10 protein-coding genes are annotated in these 14,035 nt (G+C 62.2%); 8 read left to right on the forward strand and 2 right to left on the reverse strand.

All coding sequences use genetic code 11. The features are described from left to right. Positions 1-249 precede the first annotated feature (249 nt). The 4 genes from C2H86_RS07570 to C2H86_RS07585 are packed head-to-tail and all read left to right on the forward strand — an operon-like array spanning position 250 to position 6,564. Positions 250-1,413 carry an efflux RND transporter periplasmic adaptor subunit gene (locus C2H86_RS07570; RefSeq protein WP_159412067.1) on the forward strand — a complete coding sequence of 388 codons (1,164 nt, stop codon included), beginning with the start codon at positions 250-252 and terminating at the stop codon, positions 1,411-1,413. Then, entirely contained in the window at positions 1,410-4,502 is a 3,093-nt protein-coding gene (locus tag C2H86_RS07575; RefSeq protein WP_159412068.1) for a multidrug efflux RND transporter permease subunit, read from the forward strand. The genes C2H86_RS07570 and C2H86_RS07575 overlap by 4 nt, the downstream gene beginning before the upstream one ends. Positions 4,503-4,511: 9 nt before the next feature. Then, a complete protein-coding gene (locus C2H86_RS07580) occupies positions 4,512-5,186 on the forward strand; it encodes a heavy metal response regulator transcription factor (protein WP_027918369.1) in 675 nt (224 codons plus the stop codon). Continuing rightward, positions 5,161-6,564, forward strand: coding sequence for a heavy metal sensor histidine kinase (locus tag C2H86_RS07585; RefSeq protein ID WP_159412069.1), 1,404 nt, complete (start codon positions 5,161-5,163; stop codon positions 6,562-6,564). The genes C2H86_RS07580 and C2H86_RS07585 overlap by 26 nt, the downstream gene beginning before the upstream one ends. A gap of 92 nt (positions 6,565-6,656) precedes the next feature. Here the strand turns inward: C2H86_RS07585 and C2H86_RS07590 are convergent, their stop codons facing one another. Then, positions 6,657-9,353, reverse strand: coding sequence for an RHS repeat-associated core domain-containing protein (locus tag C2H86_RS07590; RefSeq protein ID WP_159412070.1), 2,697 nt, complete (start codon positions 9,351-9,353; stop codon positions 6,657-6,659). A 296-nt stretch (positions 9,354-9,649) separates the two neighbouring features. On the opposite strand from C2H86_RS07590, the gene C2H86_RS07595 reads away from it, so the two are divergent. From C2H86_RS07595 to C2H86_RS07605, 3 genes are all read left to right on the forward strand, one after another. Beyond that, positions 9,650-9,871, forward strand: a complete 222-nt coding sequence (locus C2H86_RS07595) for a hypothetical protein (RefSeq protein WP_159412071.1) — start codon at positions 9,650-9,652, stop codon at positions 9,869-9,871. A 203-nt stretch (positions 9,872-10,074) separates the two neighbouring features. Then, positions 10,075-11,409 (forward strand): OprD family porin, encoded by a 1,335-nt coding sequence (locus tag C2H86_RS07600; protein ID WP_159412072.1) that lies wholly within the window; start codon positions 10,075-10,077, stop codon positions 11,407-11,409. Positions 11,410-11,618: 209 nt separating this feature from the next. Continuing rightward, positions 11,619-13,115 carry a GGDEF domain-containing protein gene (locus tag C2H86_RS07605; protein WP_159412073.1) on the forward strand — a complete coding sequence of 499 codons (1,497 nt, stop codon included), beginning with the start codon at positions 11,619-11,621 and terminating at the stop codon, positions 13,113-13,115. On the opposite strand, the gene C2H86_RS07610 is transcribed toward C2H86_RS07605, so the two are convergent. Then, complete coding sequence (locus tag C2H86_RS07610; protein WP_159412074.1) at positions 13,112-13,588, reverse strand: ferritin-like domain-containing protein; 477 nt, start codon at positions 13,586-13,588, stop codon at positions 13,112-13,114. The two genes, C2H86_RS07605 and C2H86_RS07610, sit on opposite strands and share 4 nt — an antisense overlap. Before the next feature lie 201 nt (positions 13,589-13,789). Here C2H86_RS07610 and C2H86_RS07615 point away from each other — a divergent pair, with 201 nt between their 5' ends. Then, on the forward strand, positions 13,790-14,011 hold the full coding sequence (locus tag C2H86_RS07615; RefSeq protein ID WP_060512540.1) for a DUF3820 family protein: 222 nt from the start codon (positions 13,790-13,792) through the stop codon (positions 14,009-14,011). Positions 14,012-14,035: the final 24 nt, after the last annotated feature.

Genomic DNA, 14,035 nt, shown 5'->3' on the forward strand with positions numbered 1-14,035 from the left:
GCGCGCGCCTGCCACAAGCGTTACTGGCCCGGAACAAACGTAGGAGCGAGCGCTAGCTCGCGATGCGCCGCGCGGGCGGCGCTCGATTTCCGCATCACGCCAAAACTCAAGCCGGACATCCCCAAACCCAACACCACCCCCAACCTGTCACCGCTGTCAGCCAGCTGTCACGCTGCCGACCCGGTCACAGCGCTATAAACTCCAATACATACCTCCGTTTCCCACCCCTTGGCCAAGGTGCCCGCGCCGATGCGACGTCCTTCCCGTTCTGTACTTCTCGTCGCGTTGGCGCTGCTCGCCCTGGTGGCCCTGGGCGTCTGGTATGGCCAACGCCAGGAGGCCTCCACGCCCCGTGCACAAGCGGCGATCCCGGTGCGCGTGGTCAGCGTCGCCCAGCAGGACGTGCCGCGCTATGCCAGCGCCATCGGCTCGGTGCTTTCACTGCACAGCGTCGAAGTGCGACCACAGGTCGAAGGCGTACTGACCCAGGTGCTGGTCAAAGAAGGCCAGTGGGTCAAGGAAGGCGACCTGCTCGCCACCCTGGATGACCGCGCAATCCGCGCCAGCCTCGACCAGGCCCGCGCCCAGCTCGGCCAGAGCCAGGCGCAGATCCAGGTGGCCGGCGTCGACCTGAAGCGCTACCGCCTGCTCAGCACCGACGATGGCGTGTCCAAGCAAACCCTCGACCAGCAACAGGCACTGGTCAACCAGCTGCAGGCCACGGTCAAGGGCAACCAGGCGGCCATCGCCAATGCCGAAGTGCAGCTGTCCTACACACAGATCCGCTCGCCGGTGACCGGGCGCGTCGGCATTCGCAATGTCGACCCCGGCAACCTGGTACGCACCAGCGACACCCAAAGCCTGTTCAGCGTCACCCAGATCGACCCCATCGCCGTCGAGTTCGCCTTGCCGCAACAGATGCTGCCCACCCTGCAGGCCCTGCTCAAGGCGCCAACCCCGGCGCTGGTAGAGGCCTACATGGACGCCGACGGCGAACGCAGCCTGCTGGGCGAAGGCCACTTGGCGCTGATCGACAACCAGATCTCGGCCAACACCGGCACGGTGCGGGTCAAGGCCGAATTCGACAACAAGGACGGCCGCCTGTGGCCGGGGCAACTGGTCACCATCCGCCTGCGCACGGCGGTCGAGGAGAACGCGCTGGTGGTGCCGCCGCCGGTGGTGCAGCGGGGCGTCGATGGGCACTTCGTCTACCGCCTGGACGGTGACAAGGTCACCAGCGTGCCGGTCAAGGTGCTGTACCAGGACAGCGGCCTGAACATCATCGCCGGGGTCAAGCCTGGCGAGCGCCTGGTGCTCGACGGCCAGTCACGGCTCAAGCCCGGCTCGCGGGTCGAGGTCACTCCGGACGCACCGCCGCCGGCGGAAATGGCTGACCGCAGGAGCCAGCCATGAATACCCGCAACGGTGTTTCGGCCTGGTGCATCGACCACCCGATCGCCACCCTGCTGCTGACCTTCGCCCTGGTACTGCTCGGCGCCATCGCCTTCCCGCGGCTGCCGGTGGCACCGTTGCCCGAAGCGGACTTCCCGACCATCCAGGTCACCACCCAGCTGCCCGGTGCCAGCCCGGAAACCATGGCGTCCTCGGTGGCCACGCCGCTGGAGGTGCAGTTCAGCGCCATCCCCGGCATGACCCAGATGACCAGCAGCAGTGCGCTGGGCTCGACCACGCTGATCCTGCAGTTCACCCTCGACAAGAACATCGACACCGCCGCCCAGGAAGTCCAGGCGGCGATCAACACCGCCACCGCCCGCCTGCCCCAGGACCTGCCCAACCCGCCGACCTGGCGCAAGGTCAACCCGGCCGACAGCCCGGTGCTGGTGCTCACCGTCAGCTCCGCGCAAATGCCCGGCAATGACCTCAGCGACTACGCCGAAACCCTGCTGGCACGCCAGCTCAGCCAGATCGAAGGGGTCGGCCTGATCAACATCACCGGCCAGCTGCGCCCGGCCATTCGCGTGCAGGCCCAGCCGGAAAAACTCGCTGCCATCGGCCTGACGCTGGCCGATGTGCGCCAGGCCATCCAGCAGACCAGCCTGAACCTGGCCAAGGGCGCGTTGTACGGCGAACACAGCGTCTCGACCATCGCCGCCAACGACCAGCTGTTCCACCCCGAAGACTACGCCCAGCTGATCGTCTCGTACCGTAACGGCGCGCCGGTGCACCTCAAGGACGTGGCCAAGGTCATCAACGGCGCCGAGAACGCCTATGTCAAAGCCTGGTCCGGCGACCAGCCGGGGCTCAACCTGGTGGTGTTCCGCCAGCCTGGGGCAAACATCGTCGACACCGTCGACCGGGTGATGGCGGCCCTACCCAAGCTGCAGGAAATGCTACCCGCGTCGATCGAAGTGTCGGTGCTGCAGGACCGCACCCAGACCATTCGCGCCTCCTTGCACGAAGTCGAGCTGACCTTGATGATCGCCGTGGCCCTGGTGATCGGGGTGATGGCGCTATTCCTGCGCCAATGGTCGGCAACGATGGTGGTGTCCAGCGTGCTCGGCGTGTCGCTGATCGCCAGTTGCGCGCTGATGTACGTCATGGGCTTCAGCCTCAACAACCTCACATTGGTGGCCATCGTCATCTCGGTGGGTTTCGTGGTGGACGACGCCATCGTCGTGGTGGAGAACATCCACCGGCACCTGGAGGCCGGCGACGACAGCCGCACGGCGGCGCTCAAAGGCGCGGGCGAGATCGGCTTTACCGTGGTGTCGATCAGCTTCTCGCTGATTGCCGCGTTCATCCCGTTGCTGTTCATGGGCGGTGTGGTCGGCCGGCTGTTCAAGGAATTCGCCCTGACCGCCACCTCCACCATCCTCATTTCGGTGGTGGTGTCGCTGACCCTGGCGCCAACCCTGTGCGCACTGTTCATGCGCCGGCCACCCGGCGAGCACCACGGCGGCTTCGGCGAACGGCTGGTGAAGTGGTACGAAAAGGGCCTGAACCGGGCGCTCGCCCACCAGCGCCTGACCCTTGGCGTGTTCGGCGTGACCCTGGCCCTGGCCGTGGTCGGTTACGTCGGCATCCCCAAGGGCTTCTTCCCGCTGCAAGACACCGGTTTCATCCTCGGCACCACCGAGGCGGCGGCAGACGTGTCGTACCCGTCGATGGTCGAGAAGCACCTGGCGCTGGCGAAGATCATCGGTGACGACCCGGCGGTGCAAGCCTACTCCCATTCGGTGGGGGTCACCGGCAGCAACCAGACCATCGCCAACGGCCGTTTCTGGATCGCCCTCAAGCCGCGTGGTGAGCGCGATGTGTCGGCCAGCGAGCTGATCGACCGGCTGCGGCCGAAGCTGGCCCAGGTGCCGGGCATCGTCCTGTACATGCGCGCCGGCCAGGACATCAACCTCAGCTCCGGCCCCTCGCGCACCCAGTACCAGTACGTGCTCAAGAGCAACGACGGCGTGGCGCTGAACCTGTGGACCCAGCGCCTGACCGACCGCCTGCGGGAAAACTCGGTGTTCCGCGACCTGTCCAACGACCTGCAGCTGGGCGCCAGCGTCACCCGCATCGACATCGACCGCCAGGCTGCGGCGCGCTTCGGCCTGACCACCACCGACGTCGACCAGGCGCTGTACGATGCCTTCGGCCAGCGGCAAATCAGCGAGTTCCAGACCGAGACCAACCAGTACAAGGTGATCCTCGAGCTGGACGCGAAGCAGCGCGGCAAGGCCGAGAGCCTGAACTTCTTCTACCTGCGCTCACCGCTGACCAACGAGATGGTGCCGCTGTCGGCCCTGGCGCATGTCGCGCCACCGAGCACCGGCCCTCTGTCGATCAGCCACGATGGCCTGTTCCCGGCGGCCAACCTGTCGTTCAACCTGGCCCCCGGCGTGGCCTTGGGCGACGCGGTGAAGATCCTCGAACGCACCCAGCGCGAACTGGGCATGCCCGACTCGATCAGCGGCAACTTCCAGGGCGCGGCCCAGGCCTTCCAGAGTTCGCTGTCGAGCCAGCCATGGCTGATCCTCGCCGCACTGGTGGCGGTGTACATCATCCTCGGCGTGCTCTACGAGAGCTTCGTCCACCCATTGACCATCATCTCAACCCTGCCCTCGGCCGGCCTGGGAGCATTGATTTTGCTCTGGGCCATGGGCCAGGACTTCAGCATCATGGGCCTGATCGGCGTGGTGTTGCTGATCGGTATCGTCAAGAAGAACGGCATCCTGCTCATCGACTTCGCCCTGGAAGCCCAACGCCACCACGGCATGACGCCCGAGCAGGCGATTCACCAGGCGTGCCTGACGCGCTTCCGGCCGATCATCATGACCACTCTGGCCGCCCTGCTGGGCGCGGTGCCGCTGATGTTCGGCTTCGGCGCCGGCGCCGAGCTGCGCCAGCCGCTGGGCATCGCGGTGGTCGGCGGGTTGCTGGTGAGCCAGGCGCTGACGCTGTTCACCACCCCGGTCATATACTTGGCCCTGGAGCGCCTGTTCCACCGCCGCCAGGCCGCCCGTGCGGCGGCGCCAAGTGCCAGCTAGGACAAGACCATGCGTGTGCTGATCATCGAAGACGAAGAAAAAACCGCCGACTACCTGCATCGCGGCCTGACCGAACAGGGCTTTACCGTCGACCTTGCACGGGACGGCATCGACGGCCTGCACCTGGCCCTGGAGGGCGACTACGCGGTGATCGTGCTCGATGTGATGCTGCCGGGCCTGGACGGCTACGGCGTACTGCGCGCACTGCGCGCGCGCAAGCAGACGCCGGTGATCATGCTCACCGCCCGCGAGCGCGTCGAAGACCGCATCCACGGCCTGCGCGAAGGCGCCGACGATTACCTGGGCAAGCCGTTCTCGTTCCTCGAACTGGTCGCCCGGCTGCAGGCCCTGACCCGCCGCAGCAGCAGCCACGAGCCGTTGCAGATCCAGGTCGGCGACCTGTGGATCGACCTGATGGCGCGCAAGGCCAGCCGCGCCGGCCAGCGCCTGGAGCTGACCGCCAAGGAATTCTCGCTGCTCAGCGTGCTGGCCCGGCGCCAGGGCGAAATCCTTTCCAAGACCGCCATCGCCGAGCTGGTCTGGGACATCAACTTCGACAGCGACGCCAATGTCGTCGAAGTGGCCATCAAGCGCCTGCGTGCCAAGCTCGACGGGCCGTTCGACAACAAGCTGCTGCACACCATCCGAGGCATGGGCTATGTCCTGGAAAACCGCGCCGCTTAATTCCATCGCCCTGCGCCTGTCGGCACTGTTCATCCTGGTGGCGCTGGGGGTGTTCGTGCTGATCGGCTCGGCGCTGTACCGCCAGGTCGACCGCAGCCTCGACCTGTTGCCGGCGGCCGAGCTGGATGCGCGTTTCAGCGTGCTGGAGTCCACCCTCAACCGTTTCGGCACACCCGAGCACTGGGCCAAGATCAACAACAAGCTCAACCTGCTCAGCGAGGAAGACAAGCGCATCCGCTTCTGGGTAGTCAGCAGTAACCCGGACTACGAATACGGCCACCCCAGCGAGCTGGTCCGGGCATTCGCCGAAGGTGGACAAGGCATGCGCGACCTGCGCCTGCCCGAGCGGCCCTACCCGTACAAAGTGCTGGTCAGCGAACTGCCGGCCCTGGGCGAGCGCCCGCCGCTGCGCTTTCTGATCGGCATCGACACCGAAACCTTCTGGCAAGCCCAGCACAGCCTGCTGGTGGCCATAGTCGGCCTGGCCGTGCTCGGTGTGCTGCTGGCTTCGGTGCTGGGTTACTGGGTGGCGCGTATCGGCCTGCGGCCGCTGCTGGCGTTGTCCGTCGAGGCTCAGGCCCTGGCACCACCACGCCTGGACGGGCGTCTGCAGACGGTCAACCTGGCGCCGGAGCTGGCGCAGTTCGCCGGCGCCTTCAACGCAGCGCTGGACAGGGTCAGCCAGGCCTATTCGCGGCTCGAAGCCTTCAACGCCGACGTCGCCCACGAATTGCGCTCGCCGCTGACCAATTTGATCGGCCAGACCCAGGTCGCCCTCACCCGCGGACGCAGCGCCGAGCACTACTTCGAGGTGCTGCAATCGAACCTGGAAGAGCTGGAGCGCCTGCGCAGCATCATCAACGACATGCTGTTCCTCGCCAGCGCCGACCAGGGCAGCAAGGCCACCGCACTGACCCAGGCCTCGCTGGCCGAAGAAGTCGCCACCACCCTCGATTACCTGGACTACATCCTCGAAGACGCCCAGGTCAGCGTCACCGTCAGCGGCGATGCCCAGGCCCCCATCGAGAAGGCCCAACTGCGCCGGGCGCTGATCAACCTGCTGAACAATGCCGTGCAGCATACGGCGCCGCACCAGCTCATTGATGTTCGTATCGAGGCAGGCCCTGAACAGGTCAGCATCGCAGTGAGCAACCCCGGGCCGGCCATCGATGATGCACACCTTCCGCTGCTGTTCGAGCGGTTCTACCGGGTGGACGCGGCGCGCAGCAACAGCGGTGGCGGTAATCATGGGTTGGGGTTGGCGATCGTCAAGGCGATTGCGGTGATGCACGGTGGCGAAGTTTTCGTGCGCAGTGTGTCAGGTTCAAATACATTTGGCATACGCTTGCCCCGCGTGCACATGACAAGCTCAGGTTGATGCTTCTACATTGTCAGAGATACTCTACGCCGCCATATGCTGCCGACGTCCTCTAAACGTACGCCGCGATCACGCAGGCGAGACCCGATGGCTTACAATCGTGTTAATCGCCCTCTTCTGTTACTTGCCTGGGTACGGTAATCAGCTTTTTGCTTCGACAGCTGAGCGCGCAGAGCAGTTTCCGCCAGTCGATTTTGCTCCAGGGTCGTCTCAGTCGCAGGCCTGACTTCAACCTTGATAAATTTATTATCATGCAAGCTGACGGCTGTAGCCTCCAAACCCAGACGATTAATTAATCCAGTGGTAAACATACCCAGCCCTGGCGTTCCAAGAAAGCGCTTTACCCTTGAATAAGCTTGTCTTTGAGAGGATGAAAATAGATCTTTAAATCTCGTTTTCAGCGAAAGGATTGCCTGCTGATTGACGACATCGCTAAACACGATGGCTGTCGGCAACGTGCCATAGAAGTTATTCGCCTTCGACACCAGCCTATATTGTTCAAGCACCACCGTTGATGCATGGGCTTTCAGGATAGGGTCCCGCTGCAAAAAACTTATTATCCAAACATTCGGGAGAAACTCAGCCGTGAACCCTGAGAGTTGAGGGGGCTGACCAGAAAACGATGAGATTTTGTAATCATCAATTTCCGAATGTTCCATTTCCTCCCTCATGAGCACGTCATTAGGTGTCTCTTCATTCAACAATGAAAGACTTACGGAAGTTGCAGGATAGCCACCCACGTTATTATTTCTGAGTGCGTTCACGTCAAGCGGGACCCTGCCGTTGTCATCATGAAAATTCACAGGCGAATTCTTGACCATCCGGAATAGATTTACCCCATCGATCAAGCCGCCTGGATCCGCACTCAACCAGCGTCCGACTTCCGGTTGGTAATAACGCCAACCGTAAAAATACAAACCCGTCGCATCCCGCTCCTTACCCGCATGGCGCAGCGTTCGTTGCGTCAAGTTGTCGACTTCGGTTGCGGGTTCATCTTCACCAACCGTCCCACCATAGGGTGCATATTCCTCACGCACGATGACCTTGCCAGCAGCGTCCGTCTCACCGCCCGAACTGTTCAAGTGATCGCTGAAGCCGAAACGCAGTTGCGCTTCGCCATTGGGTGGGCTCATCACCAAACGAGCAGTTCCCATCGTCGTGATAACCACATGACGCTGGGGCTCGGACACACCTCCCAACGCTCGCTGGCGCAGCTCGAAAGCGTGGGTGTACGTGGTCAAGGTAGTCTGCCTGCCACCACCGACTTTTACCGAAAGCGCTTTGCGGGTCCGTCGAGCTCCATCCGCGTAGTGATAGCGTTCTTCGTCATCGTCTTCATGGTTGCGCCTGATCAGGGTGACAGCCTTGAGCTGGTTGTCCGCATGCCACTGCAAATGCCCCCCACCGGCCAGCTGTTTCTGCAACCCTCCAGCCAGAAAGCCCGTCTCAGGCGTATGCCCTTGCCCTTTCATGACGGCATGATTGCTCCCTAGCGCCACGTCGAGTTCGACCGTGCGCTGACCTGCGCCTGCGTTATGCCAGATCCGCCAAAGATTGTTTCCATCATCGTAGGAATACTCTTCTTTGTAGGGAGCCCACACCTGGCCAGCACTCGGGTCACTGCGAATGCCTGATGAGGGATGATGCCGAGCCGCAAGCACGCGCTCACGTCCGGTTGCCGAAACCAAGCGGTTCAGCGTGTCGTAAGCGTATTGTCGAAGCCCCGTGGCCTGCAGGTTGTTGTGCCACTCAGGGTCTGCACCCTGGTCATCGAGGCTGAGGATGTTGCCGACTGGATCGTGCTCGTAATGCAGGTCACTGATGACCAGACCGCCCAGAGGGTGGCCCACAGGGCGAGCGGTCAGACGTCGCTTGAGACGAGGAACCCGGGGGTCATATTCATAGCGGTCCAGGACACCGTTACCAGCGGTTTGCTCCAGCAGCCTGGAATTGGCAGCATAGCGAGCGTCGCGCAAAGTAACGACTTCTCCAACCTTGCCACCTTTCATGTATCTGACCCGCGTCTGCTCGCGTGCACCGCTGATGCCGTAAATCTCGAGAGTGGTGACACCGGCGGCATGAGTGGTACTCAGCAGGGCGCCGGTAGCATCGAGCCGATTCAAAACCTCCAGGGGGGCCTCGACATCTTCTTCTGTGGTACGAAACCAATCCGGTTGTTCTATTTCAACCTTCAGGAGACATTGCTCGGACGCCAAAGATTGGCCAGTCAGTGACAGGCTGAGTGATCGGTCGATGCCTGCGTTGTTACAGGATTCCCGCACATGTCCGCAGAGATTGCGGGCCTTCCAGTACGATTCTCCCGCAGGTGCATAACAGTAACGTTCACGTACACGGCCTAACGGGGCACCGGCAGCCATCTCCGTCAACGACAGTGGCCGCCCACTGAGCGAGGCTGCTTCGTAGCTCATAGCGGTCGCTGTCTGCTGGGCATTGAGCGACCACAGCGGGCGCCCGGCACTGTCCTGTAAACGCAGGGCGACATCACCATCCGCGGTATGCAACGACAAGGGTCGGCCATCAAGGGCAGTGACCGTCTCTGCGTCCGCGTTTGCGGTGACCTCGTTGAGCAAGGCTCGCGCACCGAATATTCGTGTTGCCCGGGCTGACGGATCCTTGACCGTGCGTTCACTCAGCAAGCGCGGCGAAACGCCGGGGGTGTATTCCGCACGATAAAGAGCCAAGGTATGGAAAGGGCTGGTGACTGTTGGCGTACCTGCATGCAGGACAGCTGCCTGTGCTCGCATTTGCCTGGTCGAACGCGCTGCCATGTCGTGCCTGCCTCGCGTTTCGAGAAGATATCGGAAGCCATGCATCCAGCATCTGGCCTGACGCGCCGCGTGTCACCTGGTAAAAGTGATAGTTCTGCGATTTGAAACCGCTCCGACAATGGGCCACGCGAACCCTCTGGCACGGGCCTTTCAGGCAAACGCCCAAGTGCTCTTCCGGCATCATTACCTTTTGCGCAACAGTGCTTATCGCCATAGACGCTGTTTCCGGGGCATTAAACGGACTAACTTTAGCCCCGTCCTCATAGCACTTGCCCCGCAAGAAGGTAGTTTCAATCATGTCCAACAGTATGGGTATTGCCAGCGTTTTCGTTCTGTCGTCCCTGTTGTTGTCGCCCCTGGCCATGGCCGAAGAATCCCCGGCTTTCGTTGCGCGCACTGCAGAACTTGCCGCTGTTCACCAAGACTCCCGCGAAGCCCTGGCACACAAGGCTGACGCCGGCAAAGACGCAGAACAGACAGCTTCGAAAATTTCCAGCGACGCCAATGCCGATAGCTGATCGCGCATCGAACCCGCTCCTGTTTTCCCTCGGCTACGCCATGGGCACCGTTGGTGCCGATATGTTAGCCTTTTAAAGCCGCTGCCGATCAGCGGCTTTTTTTATGTGCTCTAACTATCAGCCCCGCCGTAACGTACACAATAAAAAAACGCACATTCAAAAATAAAAACTGCCCCACCGCCAGACCAAAGGAGCTAGTACCGGTGCCTTCCGCGTTTCGTTTTACCCCGCTGTTCATTGCGTTGACTGCAACGATCCCCTTCGCCGCCCAGGCAGATGAAGACAAGGCTGATGGCTTCATCGAAGGTTCGTCCTTCAACCTGCATTTTCGTAATGCCTACTTCAACCGCGACAACCACAACGCCGGCGTGCGCGACACCCGCGAGTGGGGCCAGGGCGCGGTCGCCCGTTTCGAGTCCGGCTACACCCCGGGCGTGGTTGGCTTCGGCCTCGATGCCCATGCCATGCTGGGCCTGAAGCTCGACGGCGGTGGCGGCCATGCCGGCACCAGCATCCTGCCCGAGCACATCAAGGACGACGGTGAACTGGGCGCAGCCCCGCACTCGTTCTCCACGGCCGGTGCAGCGGTCAAGTTCAAGGCGTTCGACACCGAGTTGAAAGCCGGTGACCTGTTCATCACCAACCCGGTGATCGCTGGCGGTGAAACCCGCATGCTGCCGCAGACCTTCCGCGGTGTGAGCCTGACCAACCACAGCGTCGACGGCTTGCTGCTCGAAGGCGGCCAGGTCAGCTTCACCCACCCGTACAACCAGAGCGGCCACCGTCGCATCGACACCTACTACGGCACCCTGGATGAGCACGACAAGAGCAAGCACCTGAACTGGGCGGGCGCGTCGTGGAGCGGTACCGAGAACATCACCACCAACCTGTACGCGGCCGAGCTGAAGGACATCTGGAACCAGTACTACGCCGACTTCGACTACACCTACGTGGTCAACGACCTGGTCAGCCTCAACCCGGGCGTGCACTTCTATCACACCCAGGACACCGGCCAGGCGCTGCTGGGCAAGATCGACAACAACACCTACAGCCTGCACTTCACGGTCAACGCCGGTTACCACAGCATCACCGCCGCCTACCAGCGGGTCAACGGCAACACGCCGTTCGACTACATCAACCTGGGCGACAGCGTGTACCTGGACAACTCGCGCATGTACTCGGACTTCAACGCCCCGAATGAGCGTTCGTGGAAGCTGCAGTACGACTACAACTTCGCCGGTATCGGTATCCCGGGCCTGAGCACGTCGCTGTCGTACTCGCGCGGTGAGGCGGACCTGACCAAGGCCACCCAGGACACCAGCCACTACGACTACTACCGCGCCGATGGCAAGAACGCCATGCACTGGGAGCGGGACCTGGACGTGAAGTATGTGTTCCAGGAAGGCGACCTGAAGGATCTGGCGGTGCAGCTGCGCTATGCCACCCACCGTGGCAGCCAGGGCTATGCCTCGATCGACAGCAACAGCGACAACGATGAAGTGCGGGTGATCGTCGATTACCCACTGAACATCTTCTGACCTGAGACCTCGGTCCTCTGTGGGAGCGGGCTTGCCCCGCGAACACCGGCAGAGCCGGTGCCATGCAACGCGTTGCCTGCTTCGCGGGGCAAGCCCGCCCACAGTACAACTCAATGCCACATGATTCCGTCGGACAAATGTTGTCCGACAATCCGCACTTCCCTAGAATGTCGCCCGCCGAAAATGGCCCTGCCTCAGCAGTAGCGCGCATGCCCACTCGATCTCCGCGTTTCGCATTCTACAGGTCGCACCCCGAGCTGATCCTCAACCTGGGCAGTTGCCTTGCCGTGCTCGCCATCGTGGCCATCGTCAGCTACCTGCTGGCCCGCGAACGCGAAAACGTCGAGCAATCGGCCATGCGCTCCTCCAGCAACATCGTGCAGCTGATCGAAAGCGATATCCTGCGCAACGTCGAACTCTACGATCAGTCCCTGCGCGGATTGATCTGGGCCGTGCGGCACCCGGAGCTACTGAAGGTTGCCCCCGAGCTGCGCCAGCAGATCCTGTTCAATCAGACCTTCGCCGCCCCGGTACGAGGTGACATCCTCTGGCTGAATGCCAAAGGCGATGTGGTCGGTGACTCGATAAGCATCAAACCACGCCAGGCCAACTTTGCCGACACCCCGGCGTTCCAGGCTCATCGCGACAACCCGCGCCTCGGCTTGTTCATCAGCCCACCCTTCAAGGCAAGGCTGGGCGACCTCGACTGGTGCATCAGTTTCAGCCGGCGCATCTCTGCAGCTGACGGCTCTTTTGCAGGGTTGGCCGCAGGTGCGTTGCGCCTGTCCTATTTCAATCAGCTGTTCCAACGCCTCGACATCGGTGATGAGAGCAGCATCAACCTGCTCAATACCGACGGCCAGTTGCTGGCCCGGCAGCCAACCAGGGACAAGGATCCGCTGATCGGCACCAACTTCGGCGACCGGCCCAACTTCAAACGCATCCTGGGAGAACGCAGCGGCAGCTTCACCGCCAGATCCAGCGTGTACGGCACCCAGCGCATCTATACCTTTGCCCGGGTTGCCGACCTTCCCTTGATCGTGCTGGTGGTGCATTCGGCCGAGGAAGTCTTCCAGTCGTGGCGACGAACCGCCATCGTCGTCAGCGTCGCAACCGGGGTTTTGTGTATCGGCATTCTCTGGCTGACGCTGCTGCTGGGCCGCGAACTGCGCCGCCGCCACGAAGCCGAACAAGGCCTGGCGACCCTGGCCGCCACCGACAGCCTGACCGGCCTGGCCAACCGCCGCCGGCTGGACCAGGTATTACGCCAGGAATGGTCGCGCGCCCAACGTAACCGCAAGCCGTTGGCAGTACTGATGGTGGATGTGGATCACTTCAGGGCATTCAACCAGCGCCATGGCCACGCAGGGGGTGACCATGCCTTGCGTGAGGTCGCCAGCACGCTGCAGCTGTGCATTCGCCGCCCGGCCGACCTGGCTGCACGGTATGGGGGCGAAGAGTTTCAGGTACTCTTGCCTGAGACAGAGCTGGCGGGCGCGTTGGTACTGGCAGAGCGCATCCGCGCACAAGTCGAATCACTGGCGCCATTTGCTGACGATCACCACGCGGTGACGGTGAGCATTGGCGTCGGGGTCTACACCCCCGGCACCCAGCAAGATCTCACACAAGTGCTGGGTGCCGCGGACGAAGCGCTCTACCGGGCTAAGGCCAATGGCCGCAACCGGGTCGAGGGGCCGGTGGACTAGGAACGCGCGCGGGCGGCGTTGCGCAGCGCTTTCACCTGGTCATGGTTACGCTGCACGCCCTGCAGCTGTTTCTCCACCAGCGCATAGCTCTGATCGCTGGCCATCCGGCCCAGCTTCACCAGTTTCTCACGTGCTTCCTTGTAGGCCTTGAGGGCATGGTCTTCGCCGCGCTCCACTTCATTGAGCACCGCTTCCTCGTCCTTGCCGGTGACCATCGACTTCAGGTTGACCCAACCACGGTGCAGGTCGCCGCTGATGCTGGTGGAGGTTTCCGGGTCGCCGCCCAGGCGGCGCACTTCGCTCTGCAGCTCAGCCGCCGCACTGGCGCATTCGCCGGCGCGCTGGACGAAGAACGCTTTCAGTTCGGAGTTTTTCACATCATCGGCCGAGGCTTTGAAGCCTTTTTCGCCATCCTTGCTGTACTCGACCAGATCGTTAAGTACGTCGATCACGTCTTTGTTGGGGTTGCTCATGGTACGAACTCCTTGGCAGGTGATAGTCATCTGTACCAGAGCAGCCTTCGTGCCAAGCCATGATTAAAAAATAAATCCTTTTAAATCATAAAGTTAAAAGATATTGAGCAAAGCCTGAAAACGGCGTTATGCATGATTGCCGCTTGGGTGCTCGTGCAGATTGCAGTATGGTCGGCGCTCATTCACTGCCAGGCTTCGTCGATGAAACCGGAAATGCTCGAACTGCTGGTAACTCGCACCATGCCCTTTGGCAAGTACCAGGGGCGGATCATTGCCGACCTGCCGGGGGATTATCTGGCCTGGTTCGCACGCAAGGGCTTTCCGGCGGGGGAACTGGGTGGGTTACTGGCCTTGATGCACGAGGTCGACCACAACGGCCTGGCCGATCTGCTGGTGCCGTTGCGGCAGAAGCATCGGCGCTAGCCTGTTACGGCCTCTTCGCGGGGC

The organism is Pseudomonas putida, assembly GCF_009883635.2.
Lineage (GTDB): Bacteria > Pseudomonadota > Gammaproteobacteria > Pseudomonadales > Pseudomonadaceae > Aquipseudomonas > Aquipseudomonas putida_W.